Origin of the sequence: Sphingobacterium sp. HMA12 (genome assembly GCF_002933815.1) — a bacterium.
Classification (GTDB): Bacteria; Bacteroidota; Bacteroidia; order Sphingobacteriales; family Sphingobacteriaceae; genus Sphingobacterium.
In genome coordinates this window covers 440,185-457,840 of sequence record NZ_BEYR01000002.1, presented here as the reverse complement: position 1 = coordinate 457,840, position 17,656 = coordinate 440,185, and the positions used below count along the sequence as shown (strand labels likewise).

The 17,656-nt window shown below is 42.3% G+C and carries 13 protein-coding genes; 4 read left to right on the top strand and 9 right to left on the bottom strand.

Annotated elements, in window-relative coordinates; all coding sequences use genetic code 11:
* Positions 1–81: 81 nt before the first annotated feature.
* The 4 genes from HMAT_RS15565 to HMAT_RS15550 form a co-directional block, all read right to left on the bottom strand.
* Positions 82–1,797: a GMC oxidoreductase gene (locus HMAT_RS15565; protein ID WP_104384025.1), complete on the bottom strand. Its 1,716-nt coding sequence runs from the start codon at positions 1,795–1,797 to the stop codon at positions 82–84.
* Between the two features lie 7 nt (positions 1,798–1,804).
* On the bottom strand, positions 1,805–2,293 hold the full coding sequence (locus HMAT_RS15560; protein ID WP_104383766.1) for a gluconate 2-dehydrogenase subunit 3 family protein: 489 nt from the start codon (positions 2,291–2,293) through the stop codon (positions 1,805–1,807).
* Positions 2,294–2,374: 81 nt separating this feature from the next.
* The gene (locus HMAT_RS15555) at positions 2,375–3,040 is read right to left on the bottom strand and encodes an HAD family phosphatase (protein WP_104383765.1); all 666 of its coding nucleotides are present in this window, start codon (positions 3,038–3,040) and stop codon (positions 2,375–2,377) included.
* A gap of 33 nt (positions 3,041–3,073) precedes the next feature.
* On the bottom strand, positions 3,074–3,712 hold the full coding sequence (locus HMAT_RS15550) for a DUF6266 family protein (RefSeq protein ID WP_104383764.1): 639 nt from the start codon (positions 3,710–3,712) through the stop codon (positions 3,074–3,076).
* Between the two features lie 500 nt (positions 3,713–4,212).
* On the opposite strand from HMAT_RS15550, the gene HMAT_RS15545 reads away from it, so the two are divergent.
* The 4 genes from HMAT_RS15545 (at position 4,213) to HMAT_RS15530 (ending at position 8,755) form a co-directional block, all read left to right on the top strand.
* On the top strand, positions 4,213–4,824 hold the full coding sequence (locus HMAT_RS15545) for a fumarylacetoacetate hydrolase family protein (protein ID WP_104383763.1): 612 nt from the start codon (positions 4,213–4,215) through the stop codon (positions 4,822–4,824).
* 11 nt (positions 4,825–4,835) lie between these two features.
* Complete coding sequence (locus HMAT_RS15540; protein ID WP_104383762.1) at positions 4,836–6,560, top strand: M23 family metallopeptidase; 1,725 nt, start codon at positions 4,836–4,838, stop codon at positions 6,558–6,560.
* Positions 6,561–6,689: 129 nt separating this feature from the next.
* Entirely contained in the window at positions 6,690–7,151 is a 462-nt protein-coding gene (gene bcp, locus HMAT_RS15535) for a thioredoxin-dependent thiol peroxidase (RefSeq protein WP_104383761.1), read from the top strand.
* A 134-nt stretch (positions 7,152–7,285) separates the two neighbouring features.
* Positions 7,286–8,755: a glycine--tRNA ligase gene (locus HMAT_RS15530; protein ID WP_104383760.1), complete on the top strand. Its 1,470-nt coding sequence runs from the start codon at positions 7,286–7,288 to the stop codon at positions 8,753–8,755.
* A 103-nt stretch (positions 8,756–8,858) separates the two neighbouring features.
* On the opposite strand, the gene HMAT_RS15525 is transcribed toward HMAT_RS15530, so the two are convergent.
* The 5 genes from HMAT_RS15525 to HMAT_RS15505 all read right to left on the bottom strand — a co-directional run bounded on the left by HMAT_RS15525 (position 8,859) and on the right by HMAT_RS15505 (position 17,642).
* Positions 8,859–10,304, bottom strand: coding sequence for a hypothetical protein (locus tag HMAT_RS15525; protein ID WP_158655898.1), 1,446 nt, complete (start codon positions 10,302–10,304; stop codon positions 8,859–8,861).
* A gap of 76 nt (positions 10,305–10,380) precedes the next feature.
* On the bottom strand, positions 10,381–12,099 hold the full coding sequence (locus HMAT_RS15520) for a M64 family metallopeptidase (protein WP_104383758.1): 1,719 nt from the start codon (positions 12,097–12,099) through the stop codon (positions 10,381–10,383).
* 159 nt (positions 12,100–12,258) lie between these two features.
* Complete coding sequence (locus HMAT_RS15515) at positions 12,259–13,119, bottom strand: AraC family transcriptional regulator (protein ID WP_104383757.1); 861 nt, start codon at positions 13,117–13,119, stop codon at positions 12,259–12,261.
* 310 nt (positions 13,120–13,429) lie between these two features.
* On the bottom strand, positions 13,430–15,769 hold the full coding sequence (locus HMAT_RS15510) for a glycoside hydrolase N-terminal domain-containing protein (RefSeq protein WP_104383756.1): 2,340 nt from the start codon (positions 15,767–15,769) through the stop codon (positions 13,430–13,432).
* Positions 15,759–17,642 (bottom strand): alpha-L-fucosidase, encoded by a 1,884-nt coding sequence (locus HMAT_RS15505; protein ID WP_104383755.1) that lies wholly within the window; start codon positions 17,640–17,642, stop codon positions 15,759–15,761. Before HMAT_RS15505 ends, HMAT_RS15510 begins: the two co-directional genes overlap by 11 nt.
* Positions 17,643–17,656: the final 14 nt, after the last annotated feature.

The window sequence follows — 17,656 nt, the reverse complement described above, 5'->3', positions numbered from 1 at the left end:
AAAATTTTAGTTTAGGTTGTAATTTAGTACTTTAAATTGAAACGGAGAAAGATTTATTCGCAAAATCTTTCTCCGTTAAAACTATATGTTTCCTTTCTTCATTTCGCTGACCGCATAATCAACTGAACGTGCTGAAAAGGCCATATAGCTCAATGAAGGATTTTGTGTTGATGTCGAAGTCATACAGGCACCATCTGTCACAAATACATTTTTTACCGCATGCATCTGATTCCATTTGTTCAAGACGGATGTTTTCGGATCATGTCCCATACGTGCGCCACCCATCTCATGGATGTCTAACCCCGGGGCCTGCCAATGTGTATCCGGACGGATGTTCGTAAAACCAGCATCGGTAAACATCTCCGTCATGACCGCGATGTAATCCTTTTTCATTTTTTCATCGTTCTCATCATAATCGACGGCAATCTTTAACAATGGGATGCCCCAATCATCTTTTTTACTGCCATCCAGGGACACCATACCCGACTCTTTTGGTATGGTCTCGCCCATCATGTGCGAACCCACCTGCCAGATCCCAAGCTTCGGATTTAACAGATTCTCTTTAAGTCCTAAGCCCAAGCCAGAACGGTCTGATTCTTTGCCTCGGGATGCGCCGAACCCTGCTGCATAGCCCCGCAAGAAGTCTGTCTCCTGTTTATGGAGGTTACGAAAACGAGGGATGTATCCTCCGCCAGCAGGATTTCTGCCTTCTGCGGTAAAATCCAGTAGACCTTCGTATTCTGCATAAATACGTGCACTATAATTATGGAAAGCGACATATTTTCCCAATACACCGCTGTCATTTCCCAAACCATTCGGAAAACGGTTTGACTTGGAATTCAATAAGATCAGATTAGTATTGATCGCAGCTGCATTGACAAAAATCAATTTTGCATAGAAGTCGATTTCCTCCTTGGAATCTGTATCGATGACACGAACACCTACGGCTTTTCCTTTTTGTTCATCATATAAGATAGAATGAACCACCGAATGTGGACGAAGGGTCATATTTCCAGTTTTAGCGGCCCAAGGAATTGTCGTTGCATTGGAGCTGAAATATCCACCAAAAGGGCATCCTCTTTGACAAAGCACCCGATTTTGGCATTGTACCCGGCCTTGCTCAATATGAATCTGGTTGGGTTTAGAAAGGTGTGCACAGCGTGCCGAGATCACCTTGCGTTCCGGAAATTTTTTCTGAACTTTCTCTTTAAAATACTTCTCTACAATATTCAATGGGTAACCTGGCAGGAATTCCCCGTCAGGTAATTCTGGAAGTCCATCATGATCCCCGGCAATACCTGCAAATTTTTCTACATAAGCATACCAAGGAGCTAAATCCGCGTAGCGAATAGGCCAATCTACTGCAAAACCATCACGCGCTGGGCCGTCAAAGTCAAAGTCTGACCAACGTTGTGTCTGTCTCGCCCATAGCAAAGATTTTCCCCCCACCTGATATCCTCTGATCCAGTCAAAAGGTTTTTCCTGTATATAAGGATGCTCTTTGTCTTTTACAAAGAAATGTGCTGCGTCTTCATGAAAAGCATAACATTTGCTGACAATCGGATTTTCTTCCTTCACTTTATAAGGCATCTCATTCCGATGTTCAAACTCCCAGGGCATCATATTCGTGGTCGGATAATCCTTAATATGTTGCACATCGCGTCCTCGCTCCAATACCAAGGTCTTTAGCCCCTTCTCACACAATTCCTTTGCAGACCAGCCACCACTAATTCCCGAACCTATCACTATCGCATCATAGGTTCTATTTTTTCCACTGTCAATATTTAGATTCGCCATGTTGGATTTATCCATTAATTTTCACCGCTCCGTTGTACGGTCCCGGAATAAGCTTGTAAATCACCTTATTCTTCATCACATATTCTGAATTCATATAACCTTGGATCGCACGCGATTTAAAGATCTCAAAAAAGATCTTTTCGTCCGTTTTTTCTTTCAGGTTGGCCAAGGAATTTTCTGTTTCCTTAGCATTGGCCAGATTAAGCTGTTTTCTTAGTTTATTAAAACCAGAGACAAATTTCTCTTGATTTTCAGGTGATTCACAGTCATCCACCATCTTGATCACGAACAGGTGCAGGTTTAGATCCTTCCCTCCCGGAGTATCCGATTTTGGGATAAGCACATCCACAAGATCTCCCAAAAATTGCTCATCCTCTGCTGATAATTTCAGCTTATTCAATACTATCGATGCACCACCATCATTCAGACAGGACGACAAAATAGTCAGTCCGCCTGCGATAATGAAAAATTGCTTTATTGCGGTTCTACGGTTCATAATCTGAGTTCCCTTTACAATTCGGTAATATTACATATATCCGAATAAAATTACAAATGCTAAAACGATTAAATTATATGATCAACCTTTAATCCAGCCGGATAAAAGCCGTTTTGCCCCCTGCAAGTTTTCCACAATGTTATCAACATCTGTTAGTCTAGCACGTTCCACCTCCTGTTTCGTTACAGCAATCAACTGTAAACCAGCAGCCAAAGCAGATCTACTCCCCGTGATGGTATCTTCGATCGCAACACAGGAGTCTCCCGTTAAGCCCAATTTCGTCAGCGCCAAACGATAAGGCTCCGGATTTGGCTTCGGGAACTCCACGCATTCCCTTGTCACAAAAAATTCAAAGTAATCCAGCAGTTCATGTTTCCCCAAAACTGTATCCACCGTACTGCGGTAACTCGAGGTTACCAGGCCTATGCGGATGTTATTCTCTTTTAGGTAAACTAAAATATCCTTTGCGAAAGGCATTAACTCAATATCGCTCATATTCGAATCGGCATAAGCAGCACGCGTCCTTTTCCACATGTGTTCTTCGCTCGTATCATATCCATAATCTTCGACCAGACGTTTTACATTATGCGCCAAGGTGTGCCCGGCAAAATCACGAATCCAATCGTCATAAGTTATCTCCAGATCAAATTCCTGTTTTAGGATCGGCGCCCAGTTTTTAAAATAGAAATATTCCGAATCAATTAAAGTACCGTCCAAATCAAACAATACGGCTTGTAGTTTATTCATAGTGTTAAAGATACACAAGTCGGTTGAAAAATCCTATCGAAGCAACCCGCAATAAGTAGAATCAGATATTTCATCATGAAATGTGTTCCAAAAGCCGATATACACATGATACTCTGCTTTCACGTTTAGCTCAATTGGTACCTCCATTGAACATTTCCCATCGGCCGCATTTGCAATTGCCAACTTTATTGAACTCAAATCCTTTAAGCTAACGAATGCCAGATTCAACTTATAGATTCTGTCATTATAAGCGGGGGTTGGCATCCATTCCAAATCTATACGACCGTCATTGAAACTTACCTTTGCATTCTTGGGAGATAGTAGTTCCCCAGCAAACACCTTTAGGTTTTCAAAATTCACAACCGGATTATTATCAGCATCAAATGACACGACCTCGTTGAAAACATGTTTTTGAGCAAGTTGAAATGCTCCATATTTAGATTCTTTGTCTTTTTTAAACCGATAACCGAAATCGAAAACAGGCTTATTTTCCCCACAAAACTCACCTACCAATTTTAGTTTTTGGCGATGTAAACGCTGTGCCTCAGTAGGAGGTTTATTACTTTTCCTCCTCGCGCCTCGAATAATCCATTGTCCTTTGAGATTATATCCATATACCGATCCTACTTTGCCCCGAAAACCACCATTGGGACCATCCTCTAATATTGCCATTTGTTAAATTTTTTGGTTTAATTATAATTTCTCTAATTCCAGCTCAACAAATAATTCGTATTAAGGTTTTCATTAGTTTAGATTTAAGTTAATATTAGCTTAGGTTTAGTTTAGGTTTTAGTTAGCTAATACCTAAACTAAACCTAACTAAAACCTAACTAAAACCTAAACAAACCCTAAGTAAAACCTATATAAATAAATAAGACTATATGCATGATATCTCCAGTTGCTGTCGATCATTTTTGGATAAGCTTAGGACATTTGTTAAGTTTGTTTTTTCAAGCAACCGAGCGGGCATAACATGCCCATAAATTCGTCGTTCTCTTGAGAAATGTTTCGATATTATTTTAAAAAAAAAATAGACACGCATGAAATCTTCATGATTTATTCGGCGTGAGTATGATAAATTCATCACTGACTAAAAAGTAAATGGTGAATCGTTGCCATCATAATATAGCGCAAGAAATCTGAAAGCTTCATCGCCTTAAAAGACTTACACAATGAAAATAATTGCCATTGGCCGAAATTACATCGACCACGCGAAAGAGCTCGATAATCCCATCCCTGAAAATCCCATCATATTTTTAAAACCCGACACCGCGGTCTTAAAGGATAACAAAGATTTCTATTACCCCGAATTTTCCCAAAACATCCAATTCGAAACCGAAGTTGTTCTCCGAATCTGTAAGGAAGGTAAACATGTTACGCCAAAATTTGCCTCAACCTATTACGATGCGATTGGTTTGGGAATCGATTTTACCGCAAGAGATATACAACAGGAATTAAAAGCAAAAAGTCTTCCCTGGGAATTGGCAAAAGCCTTTGACCACTCGGCAGTGATTGGCAATTTGATTCAAAAAGAGGAGTTGGCGGATGTAAATGCGATTGAATTTTCCTTACAACAAAATGGACAAACGGTGCAACAGGGTAACACCAAGGATATGATTTTCTCCTATGAAGAACTGATTGTGTATACATCAAAGTTTATCACGCTCCGCAAAGGTGATTTGATTTATACAGGCACGCCTGTTGGTGTTGGCTCTGTGGCAATAGGGGATCTGTTGGAAGGGTATATTGGAGAGCAAAAAATGTTTAGCTGCAAGATCAAATAGAGGAAGTAGACATGATAAAAAAGACAACATTTTTATTTAGCGTATTAAGTTTGGCCATTGGTCTCGTCCGGGCCCAGGATATTATCAAAAGCCGCAATTATCCTCAAAATTATTTTGTGCGACCGATGGATATTGCTCCCCAAGCTTCGGGGTCATTTGGGGAGTTACGGGCGACACACTTCCACGGTGGCGATGATTATCGTACCCAACAGCGTATCAATATCCCCGTTCATGCGGCAGCGGAAGGCTTTGTCTCCCGTGTACGTGTACAGATCGGCGGCGGTGGCAATTATGTATACATTGACCATCCTAATGGATATACCTCTGTATATATGCATCTGGAGAGCTTTAATTCCGACCTGGCAAGTATTATAAAAGATGAGCAGTACAAACAAAAACGCTTTGATGTTGATGTATTTTTAAAACCTAACCAAGTACCGGTCAAAAAAGGTGAATTTATCGCCAACTCTGGAAATACAGGGGGCTCAGCGGGACCGCACCTACATTTCGAAATTCGTGATACCAAGGCACAGCTGCCCCTAAATCCCCAACTATTCGGGCTGTTATTTCCGGATGGTGTGAAACCATTGATCCGAGGTATAACCGTTTATGACCTTGGCCGTGAAATCTTCGACGAAAACACGCCACGCAGACATCAGACCATCCGATCCATAGGCGACGGCAATTATAGTTTAGCATCTGGCGCCCCTATTCCGGTCAATGGCAACTTTGGTCTAGGCATCAACACGGTAGACCGACGTGGTGGCATTTCGTTTACCTATGGTGTCTATTCGATCGAACTATTCCTGGACAATAAAAACATTAGTACCGTTCTTTTTGAATCCATCCCTTTTGACCAGACCCGGGCGATTCAATCTTATGTCGACTACCCTTACCTCAAGAAATCGGGCGTCCGCGTACAGAAAAGCTTCAAGGATCCCAATAACCCGATCAATATTTACAAAAACCTGGACAACTTGGGTATGATCGAGTTGAAGGACAATGAAGTCCATGACATAAAATATGTGGTCAAGGATGTGCAGGGCAATAAAAGCGAGCTCAATTTCAAAGTACAGAACAACCCGTCTTTAGCGATCAGCCGTAAGCCGGCAGAGGGTCTCAAGATGTTTCATTACGCCGATGAAAACAAATATGAGGCTGAAAATGCGCGCGTCTATATGGGCAAAAATATTCTTTACAATGACCTTTATTTTAATTATTCCCAAGGTACTAAGCCAGCTAAAGGCTATTCGGCGACGCATTACATACACAATGGCTACACACCTGTATTTGGCTATTACAAACTGATGATCAAGCCGGACTATAGCTTACCGGAAAGTCTATACGGCAAAGCACTGATCGTCTCCACAGACGGCGGAGCGCAAGGTGGTAAATATGAAAATGGCTGGGTTGTCGCCAATGTACGTGAATTTGGTGGGTTCTATGTTGCTGTGGATACCATTGCCCCTAATATCACCGCACGTAACCTGACCGACGGTAAGAATGTATCCAATCAACGATCCATAGATTTTACCATCAGCGATAATCTCTCGGGAATAGATACCTTCGATGCCTATATAGATGGAAAATGGGCTTTAATGAAATATGATCCCAAAACAAGACACCTGTGGCATGACTTCGAATCCAATCTTGGCAGTGGCACGCACAGCTTCAAACTGGAAGTGAAAGACAATAAAGGAAATTTAAGAACATACGAAGCCTCATTCAGCAGATAGTTTAACTCCTACGGGAGAAATCTCCGTCATGGGCTCTTATTCCCGGATCTTTTTGTGATCAAGTCTACAGTGCATGATGGATTTTTATCGGATAATATCGTATCTTAATAGGCTAAATAGATTATATATATGGCAACACTAGAAATAGGACAACAAGCACCGGATTTCAGTGCAAAAAATCAAAATGGTGAAATAGTCCATCTCTCGGATTTCAAAGGGAAAAAAGTAATTCTCTACTTTTACCCCAAGGACAATACGCCCGGATGTACAACCGAGGCCTGCAATTTTAGGGACAACTACCAATCACTAAAAAAAGAGGGCTTTGAAATTATCGGTGTAAGTGTGGATAATGAAGCTTCTCATCAAAAGTTTATCACAAAACACGAGTTGCCGTTTCAACTTCTTGTAGATGAAGACAAAAGCCTTGTGGAGGCCTATGGCGTATGGGTAGAAAAAAATATGTATGGAAAAAAATATATGGGTACGGCACGGACGACCTTTGTGATCGATGAGCAGGGTATTATTCAGCACATCATCAAAAAAGTGGACAATAAGAATGCATCCCAACAGATACGCGATTTGAGCATTTAATAGCCTATATTGATGTCGGGGTTCGAATGCCATTTTATGATGTTAACTTCATTTGGATGGCAATGTGGATCTCATATCTCATATCTAGAATCTTATATCAAAAATCTAAATACTAATATCTATATTTGCCACTTATGAGCAAACAGACAGACGATTTTTTCAAAAGTGTAGTATCACACGCGAAGGAATACGGTTTTGTATTCCAATCGAGCGAAATATATGACGGACTAAGTGCCGTCTACGATTACGGTCAATTAGGTTCTGAACTTAAAAACAACCTAAAGACTTATTGGTGGAAATCTATGGTGCAATTGCACGAAAATATTGTCGGTATTGATGCCGCAATTTTCATGCATCCGACAACGTGGAAAGCATCCGGACACGTGGATGGGTTTAATGACCCTATGATCGATAATAAAGATTCAAAAAAACGTTACCGTGCGGACCAATTGATCGAAGATAAGATTGCACGTTATGAAGGAGACGGAAAAACGGCAGAAGCAGCAGCGCTTTTGGAAGCGTTGAATACTGCATTAAATGCTGATGATCTTGCTGGATTAAAATCAATCATCGAAGAACACAATATCGTTTGTCCGGTTTCAGGCACCAAGAATTGGACTGAAGTGCGTCAATTCAATTTGATGTTTGCCACACAGATGGGTGCCATGGCAGATGGAGCAGATCAAGTTTATCTTCGTCCAGAAACTGCTCAGGGTATATTTGTCAACTTCCTGAACGTTCAGAAGACGGGTCGTATGAAAATTCCTTTTGGTATCGCACAGATCGGAAAAGCTTTCCGTAATGAAGTCATTGCGCGCCAGTTTATCATGCGTATGCGTGAGTTCGAACAAATGGAAATGCAATTCTTCTGCCGCCCAGGTACCGAATTGGAATGGTACAACAAATGGAAAGAAACGCGTCTAAAATGGCATTTAGCGTTAGGATTTGATCCTGCTAACTACCGTTACCATGACCACGATAAATTGGCACATTATGCCAATGCCGCTGTAGATATCGAGTTTAACTTCCCTTTTGGATTTAAAGAAGTGGAGGGTATTCACTCCCGTACGGATTTTGACCTGAAACAGCATCAGGAATATTCCAAAAAGAAAATGCAATATTTTGATCCAGAGATCAATCAAAATTACATTCCTTATGTCATCGAAACTTCCATCGGATTGGATCGTCTATTCTTAACGGTTTTATGTAATTCATTGGTAACAGAGGATCTTTCTACAGCAGAAAAACAAGATTCTCGTGTTGTGTTGAAGTTCCCTCCAGCATTGGCTCCGGTAAAAGCGGCGATTTTGCCATTAACCAAAAAAGATGGTTTGCCAGAAAAAGCGCGTGAGATCCTTAATACATTAAAATTGGATTACAATGTCCAATATGATGAAAAAGATGCGATCGGAAAACGTTACCGTCGCCAGGATGCAATTGGTACGCCAATCTGTATTACTGTTGATTACGATTCTCTTGAAGACAACACCGTTACGATCCGCCACCGTGATACCATGGAACAGGAGCGCGTAGCAATCGGCGATCTTGAACGTATCGTAAATGATTTAGCGGGTTGGAATACCTTGTTAAAGAAATTAATATAGATTTAATCTGTCATCAGACAGAAAAAGGTGTCCGATATGGACACCTTTTTTTGTAGCTATTTTTTCAGCTGTATTCTGGCTAGCGGGTTTGATCGGTTTAAAATCAGTATTCTACCACAATATTATCGCGCCAATTTTCATTTTTGACCACCTGAAAACCTTGACTTCCACTCGCGCCATCGAGCAGTTTTCCTTTGAATAGAAGCTGTACGTTATTCCTAATTTCACTGCCCAATTCAAATGTGCGCATAAGCTCTCCCTTTCGGAAAATACGTAGCTCATAGCTGACTGTCTTATTTTCTGGGACGTCACCCATAAATTGATTAAATACAAAATTTTTCGAGCTGCTAGTGAAATTGGGAATAATACGTAAGATGGTCTTATCATCTTGTTCATCTGACGATGTCGCAAAAGGATAATATTGAAAGGCTTTATGCTGCTGTTTGATCTGGATGCTGTCAACAAGATCCAGTCCCTCGGCATCCGTGCATTCAAATTTCACTTCGCTATAGATACGAGCCATCGTCAACACTCTTTCCATGGATTCTTTCACATCAAAAGTATCACGTACCGCAAATATCGCAGCAGACTGCTCACTGAAAGCATTAGACACCGAAAGACTCCTAAGATCCGTCACTGATGCCGGAATCAATAAGGGGGTACCTGAATTTTTGGATAATAGACTCAGGTAGTAAGTCCCCATCGGCAAAACGATATTAAACTTTTCTTTCGCATTGAGTGTCCCCGCCTTCACCAGCAGCTTGGTACTGGCATCGAAGATGTGGTAATACAACTTATCAGGCAAAACGGATTGATCTGTTGTTCCCATAATTTTGACATTGTCCATTTTGAAAGTCCCTGTACTCTCGTTGTAATTATTTCCACCTTCTCTATTGCCCGAAAATAAGGCGATTTTTAACCAACAGCTTTGAGCTGCGAGCAGATTAATCGACTGGAGTGACTGTTCCACTACAAACTTTGCCGAGGTCGTGAGATTTGGCGGATAATGTAAGGTATCCGTGAGATTTTTGAATGTTGCACCTTTATCTGTTGAATAACTTAACAGTAAAGCACGGGGGCCAGTTCCGGAGCTATTGACATCAAAAGTCAGGTTTGCCAAAGTAGCAATGCCCGAACTAGGTATTTTGATCAGAACCTCTTTGGCTCCTTTGAAACTAATCCCTTTTCCAGACGTCGGCCAACCGGCGACATAGCTATAGTCGGTTTTACCACTGTTGTAATCGATGACAGCCGCTTCCTCAAGCGCCATGGTGGGATCCGCGTTACCATTATCAAAATTCCAATGGTAGAGGAGCTGAGTTGCTGTGGTGCTTCCCGTGGTCGAAGCACTTTTAAACCTGGACGATTGTGCTTTCAGGGGGGTAACGATCGTTTCAAAATCTTTGATTTTGAATGTTACTGCGTGTGTTTTTTCATTGCTTTCTTCAGGAGGAAGTTTTGCATTTTTCTTACAGGAGGATGTTACGGCTAGCATCACGATGAATAGGCATGAAAAAATTCCCCAAGTAGATTGGGTTTTCGTTTTCATAATTATGAATGATTTATAAGTTAACTAACCGGCAGATTAAAATTAACTTATAAATCATTAGCCATCAACACTGTAACTAAAAAATTACTTCCGTTTGATCACTCTTACAGGTTGTTTCCTTATCGACCTTTTGGACGTAGACTTTGCGTTTGGTAGCAGTCCGGTCCAACACAAGCATATTATTTGCACCCGTAGGCCGTACATATTCCCCATTGAACGCATCCCATTCGTAAATCGGGCTACCATCTGCATTCAACCAGATATAGTTATAACGTGTATCCGGTTTTTCCTGTACGATCAACTGCACCTTATTTTTCTTTTTGTCAATCCTGATACGGATGTTCTTGGGTTTTTCTACTTTGGCCAATGTTTTCAATAGGATTTCCGATGGTTGTGAAGCTTTGTCTTTCCAATATGCGACAACATGATATTTTTTTGATTGCGAGAGGTTTCGAATAAAGACATTGGTTCCAGTCCCGATAGGTGTACCGGTCGCTGTCTCATACCATTGATATGTGAGTCCGGCAATAGGCCTTTTGACTGTCATCACCTGATCACCACCGGAGCAGGTTTCCAATGTATCGCCCCAGGTATTTGTAGGTTTCAAAAGTTCATTGGATTTCAGCTGATTAAATTTCCAGATGATAGAATCCTTATGGTTCACATAGTTCGGGTTTCGGAGCAGATCTGTCGTATCCTGGATAATTACTTTCAGTTCATTTGTTCCGTCATGCAACATTCCCGGATCCAGATAGATCGAATCAATATCTTGGGCAATGGCTTCATTATTCAGAGACCATACCAGTTTGAATGTATTTGGTGAAGGTTTTGCTAAATGTAAAGAGAATTTCTGAACACTATCCAAGGTCAACACATTGTTGAGCACGGGTTTAACCGCGATAAAAGGATTGGATTTTTGTTTTATTGAAGCGACAAACTGTTCCTGACAAACCGGGCAAAACGGTGCTACAAGGTATTGCATTTTGCAGTATTCATGTGGTCTGAACCAGTTTGAAGGCGATCCTTTCCCTCCATAAGAATAGATGCCCACACCATCTTTTCCAAGCCAATATTTCCAGGGAACGGTATTTACATCAGCTGTTTGGGAACGATTAACAGATTCAATAGCATATTGATTCCCTGCCCAATACTCATCAGCCAGCTGGGCAAAGGAGTGTCCAATCTCATGAACAGCAATATCGTTACTTTTGAAGTTGACCGTTGAGGTAGCCCACTTTCCGCCCGATCCGCCATAAAATGGCGAGTTGACTAAGATAACCACCTGTGTAAAGTTTGGGATATGTGTTTTTAACACTTCTTCAATAAGGTCATTTTTTTGAGGCACCACAAGACGGTGCAATCCTCCGTTGTCAAAGCTGCTGCCAAAAATTGTTTTGGGGTGGGTGACCGGCACAGCATGGTCTCTGGTAAATTTATTATAGCGCCTTGGATATTTGCCAAGATCCGTGTCACCGTGTACGCAGTCATCTGCTTTGCAGTCATGCGTAGCACCGGATTCTTCGGATATCGTCCGAATAGCAAACACATTAAAGAAACTGCTGTATTGTTTGAAAGGTTCTATTGAGAAGAAATAGTTTGTAAACTGTTTGGAATCCGCCGCGTAATCGTCCAGTTGATCTTTAGTATAACCGTCGCCCAAAATAACCAGGTTCACCATATTGTTTGCTGTTCCCTGGTATTGCAAGGTGTCAATCTTGAAATTTTGAGATCGGGCTGTTAACGGGATTAGATAGCCTAATAACGCAAGTAGGACAAAAATTAAATTTTTATTCATCGGAGTAACAATCGTTAGACTTCAAAATTAGCGTTTTCACACCCTTAATTTTTAAACTTTATTGCCGAGTGCTTCTCCGATATTGTCCACTGATCAGACGTTCACCAGCAATTTGCCACCCGTTCTTCCTGAAACACTCAGATTTAACAACCACAGCGGCTAATCACGCATACGGTGCTCGTGGACATATTCACTCGGTGAATGTTTTGTAATCTTTTTAAACACCCTGTTAAAATTGACCACATTGTTGAACCCTGTCTTAAATGCAATGTTAGAAACGCTTTCAGACGATTCGTCAATCAGCATCTTACAGGCTCGTTCAATCCTGATCTCATTTAGGAAGGTGACATAGGTCTTTCGGGTATGTTTTTTAAAATACTTACAAAATGCATGTGGTGTCATGTGCGCGACTGCAGCGATATCTTCGAGGGAGATTTTATCGCCAAAATGCTGAAAGGTGTATTGAAATATTTCATTAATACGCAGGCCTTCGGCATCAGAAAATTTCTTTTGGGGTATACCTGTATATAGGGAGGTCCATTGATCTACCTTCTTGCTCAAAAAATTGATCAGTTTGACAAAGGATAACAAACGGTCTATCCCGGCACTTGTATTGATCTGGATAAATTTATCTTTTAGTGCGACAGCATGTTCGGCATCCAATTTCTTACTGACATTGATATGTTCCAAAAAATATTTGACATCATCAAATTCAGGGAAATCCAGAAAAGATTTAAAATGTTCATAATCGAAGAAAATATGTATGGCATGAATACCATCCTTGACATCCTCTCCGGTTTTAAACATGTGCGGTTCATCTGCATCTACGATATAGATTTCATCCTCTTCAAAACTGTGTGTAAAGTTGCCGATCATAAAGGTTCCCCGCCCTTTTAAGATATAGGTCAATTGGATCTCTTTATGCCGATGATAATTACTATAGAAGGAGGGCAAGATATCCTCCTGCACACAAATAGATCCTTGATAGACCACCGGAACCGTAAATTGAACAACTTTCATCGTCTATTGAAATAACAAATATTAAACCGTTAATTCAAATATACCAATTTTTAAGACAATAATCGTTAATTTTATCCAAAAACTCCTTGACCTGACCGATGAGCTGCGGTAAAGTGGGGTCTTGGCCAGTAAGCGACAAGATTTTGAAGGTCTGCGGATTGATCCACAGTCACCGGACTTCCTTCGGCGGCATTTGTCCAGCCGGTTATTTTAGTAAGCGAATGTTTTCAACAGTGCTTCTTTTTTGGCCTTGTTTGCGTTCTGGGAACAAGCAGCTGTTCCCAGAACAATAAGTGGAAAACAAAGATCGTTAACGAACCTGATAGTCTTTATAGACTCCATTTTCAAATATGCGAACATTTCCTTTTTCTCCTTTTATTTTAAGCGTGACAATTTTCCCATTTTCCCAGCTCATATCGACCGTGTAATTTCCTCTGGCTTTCAGTCCTTTGACCTGTCCCTTAGACCAAGCTTTAGGCAGGGCCGGTAGCAGATGAATGTAGCCATTGTGGCTTTGTATCAGCATCTCCGCGATACCCGCTGCCCCCCCAAAGTTGCCGTCAATCTGAAACGGCGGATGGGCACAGAACAAGTTGGGATAGGTTCCCGCTCCGACACCCTGATACGTTGTTTCATCGGCAAAAGCTGGTTTGAGCAGCTGGCGAAGAATTTCCAGGGCATGATCACCGTCCTGTAATCTTGCCCAGAACAAGATTTTCCATGCCCTTGACCATCCTGTCCCTTCATCTCCTCTTACAGCCAGTGTCTTGCGCGCAGCTTCAGCCCAAGCCGGTGTCGTCTGAGGAGAAATAAATGCCGCAGGATAAAGGCCATAGAGATGGGACACATGGCGGTGTTTGGGTTCAACCTCCTGATAGTCTTCGAGCCATTCCATCACACGCCCCGATTGGCTGACCACCACCGGTGGAGGAATCTCTTTTAGTTTTCCTTTCAAACGGACGGCAAAGCTATCTTTGATCGCCAGAATAGAATCTGCCTGAATCACTGCCTGATATAGTTCACGCACAATCTGATTGTCGATCGTCGGGCCCATCACTACCGCTGCCACCTTTCCATTGGACATCCGAAACGCATTTTCCGGTGATACAGATGGCGAGGTTACCCACCATCCTGTTTTTGGGTCCTGGACTAAGGTATGATCGTAAAACTGTGCCGCCCCTTTGAGTATCGGGTAGATCTCCTTCAGATACCCGTGGTCGCCGGTAAAAAGATAGTGCTCCCAGAGATGGTTGCATAACCAGCCTGACGCTGTACTTGCTCCCCAGGAAGCCTGTTCTCCCGGAGCAGAATAGCCCCAAACATTCGTCATCATATACACAACCCATCCGGGTGCATTATAATAAGCTTTCGCGGTTTGCTCACCTGTTTTCGCAATCCGCTTGATCAACTCAATAAAAGGCTGATGGTATTCACTGAGATTGTTCACCTCCACACCCCAGTGATTCATCTGCGCATTGATATTCAGATGATAATCACCATTCCAGGGCGTCTGGATCTGATGGGCCCATAACCCTTGCAAATTTGGCGGAAGGGAGTTTGAAATGTTCGGCGCCGAACTTGAAATATTCAAATAACGGCCATATTGATAATAGATCGTTGCCAAATCTGGATCCTGTGTTGGATCTTTATAAAAATTGGCGATTCGCTCGTTGGTCGGAATACGCGTATTCGATTTATTCCCAAAGAGGTGAAGTTCAACCCTGTTAAAAATCTTTTGGTAGGCATTCACATGATTACGGTACATTTTATCCGCATTGGATAACTGCACTGCAGCGAGAGCCGCCCGGATGGTAAGGTTTGGATCTTGTCCATAATATGAGGTACTTGCTGTGACATAAATAGAGAGATTACCCTCCGCAGAAACTTCCAGCACCTGATCTTTTTTACTGACCTTCAGATTTTTACCCTGCACTTTCAACAGGCCGGCAAATTTGAGGTTTTTGTCCCCTTTACCATCCGGCAATGATCCTTCAACCAAAATTCCATCGTCCAACAGGGTGTAACGGTCTATATTTTCCTTCCGCTCGAAAGCAATACTGACCGTCTGCCTCGCGTTGCTGTTTTGATGTAATTGAATAACACCGACATTCTTGTCAAAGGAGGTATAGTAAGTCCGCTGAATTTTTGTATTTCCGGCACGAAAAGAAGTCTGTGCCGTCGCAGTGGTCAGATCCAACGATCGTGTGTAATCCGTAATAGTAGCAGATGGCAATTGATAATGCAAAAGCAGATCGCCCAACAACTGGTAACAGCCATAAGGGACATTGGCGCCATTTCCAAAACCTGAGCCCTTGCCATTGGTGACGAAGGTCTCGTTGACCAGTTTTTCGGCTTCGTCATTTTTACCGGCCTTCAATAGCGCCTGAATGGCACTGACATTTTTATGTGCATCATAGTTATTGGGATCCTCCGGGCTCCCGGACCACATACTGATCTCATTCAGCACAATTTTTTCCACCGTTGGATTACCATCTGGCATCATCCCGATCAGCCCATTGCCCAGGGGCAGGGTCTCTTCCCAGATTTTGGCCGGTTTATTATACCAGAGACCGAGTGGATTTTGCTGCGCAAACAAAAGCGTGGTCTGCGAGATGCAGACCATCAGGAGTATTAAAATTCTATTTCGCATAAAGTTCAAGCTCCGCAATTGTCAGCTCATTACCTTCAATAAATTGCTTTGGTTCAAATTTGATAAACTTGGTCTTGTTGTTCGTATCAAAAAATACCTGTTGTAAAATTGGATTTGCTTTGATATTGGAGAATTCGCCTTCCTTAACACTTGTCCACTTTTTGCCATCCGTGCTGGTTGAAATCACATATTTTGTCGGAATGCCGCCAGCCTTTTTATCCTGACGTGGAAGGAAACCGATACCCGAGGTCGCACCATTCGTTTCAATGACCAGGACTCCTTGATTGCCTACGGTTGCAAAGGTATTTGGGTTGCCGTCGGTAATATATGCCTTATCGGTCGCCGTCCCTGTCTGCAATTTAAAATCCGTTTGTTTTTTAAGCTCCTTTGTATCAAAAGCGAAAGCTTCGTTATATTCCTTAAATAGACCGAAATCACTCAAGGTAATAGCTACGGGAGCATAAATATGTAAGCGTAGGCCTGTCGCTGTAGTTGGCTGCTCAAGTTTTATCAGACGATTTGCGCCAATGCTGGTCGCTCTGGCCAATGGTTTCCAGTTATTATCTGTCCATTGCTCAATAACAACACTGTCGATCCGTTGTCCCAATTTGATGTTTTCACGCAATTGGATAAGATCAAATGTCGCAGCCGACTTGAGTTTGATTTCAAGCGTAGCCGATGTTTTCGCGTCGTCTGTTGCCCAATAGCTATAACGGTCATTGTCAGTAATCAACGATGTCGCATATGTTTTGGAATCACCATTACGCGTATTTGAAGCGGTAATGGCTGCACCTTTGGCGAGATTGATACGGAAAGTTTCTTTGATCTTTTTTCCAAAAGCCTGCAAGGATTTCACGTCATTTTCATGTAGCGTACCGGATGGCATTGGCGCAAGCCCAAGATTCATACAGGCCCCCCGACCAACGGATTTAAGGTAAATTTCAAACAGCTGATCCGGTGTTTTCACACGGCTATTCTGCTCCTGATGGTAGAACCATCCCGGACGTTGGGGCACGTCACACTCTGCTGGAATCCAATATTTTCCATTCCGGTCACCCGATTCGGCATTATGTGATTCTGTCGCACCGGGTACTGCAACCTTTCCATTGAGACCTATGGGTGTAAATGTCGCCCACGAGGTTTCAGCAGCAAAACCATGTTCATTGCCTACCCAGCGCATATCAGGACCAATATCGGAGAATATCACCGCATCGGGCTGAAGCTTGCGCACAATTGGCCAGGTCTTTTCATGCCATTCATAATAGGTTGTGCGGTCAATAATCCGTTTCCCTTCATGTCCACCGTAGTATCCATCGCCACCATTTGCACCGTCATGCCAGGAAGTAAACAAGGGGCCGTAATTGCTCATCAATTCGGTCAGCTGTTGCCTGTAGGCATTGGCGTAAGCTGGTGTGCCATAATGTTCATCATGACGGTCCCAAGCTGATAGGTACACACCGAATTTCATCCCATTGCGATGTGTCGCTTCCATAAATTCTTTTACCATATCGCCCTTTCCATTTTTCCATGGCGAGGAGGCAATACTATAGGAGGTTGTTTTTGTGGGCCATAAACAAAATCCGTCATGGTGTTTTGCGACACTGATCAGACCTCTAAAACCACCATCTGCTGCTGCTTTGGCAATCTGATTTGCATTAAATGCCGAAGGATTAAATAAGCTGGGCTGGGCATCACCATAGCCCCATTCTTTATTTTGAAAAGTGGTCGGTGTATAATGGATCAAACAATAGGTTTCCATCTCCTGCCATTTTAACTGGCGTTCGGTCGGTAAGGCCCCATAAGGTTTTAAGGTATCCGGTTTGGCGACATGACCGCTGGAAAGTAAGATGGAGGATAACAAGATTGTGAACATATTCTTAATTAATA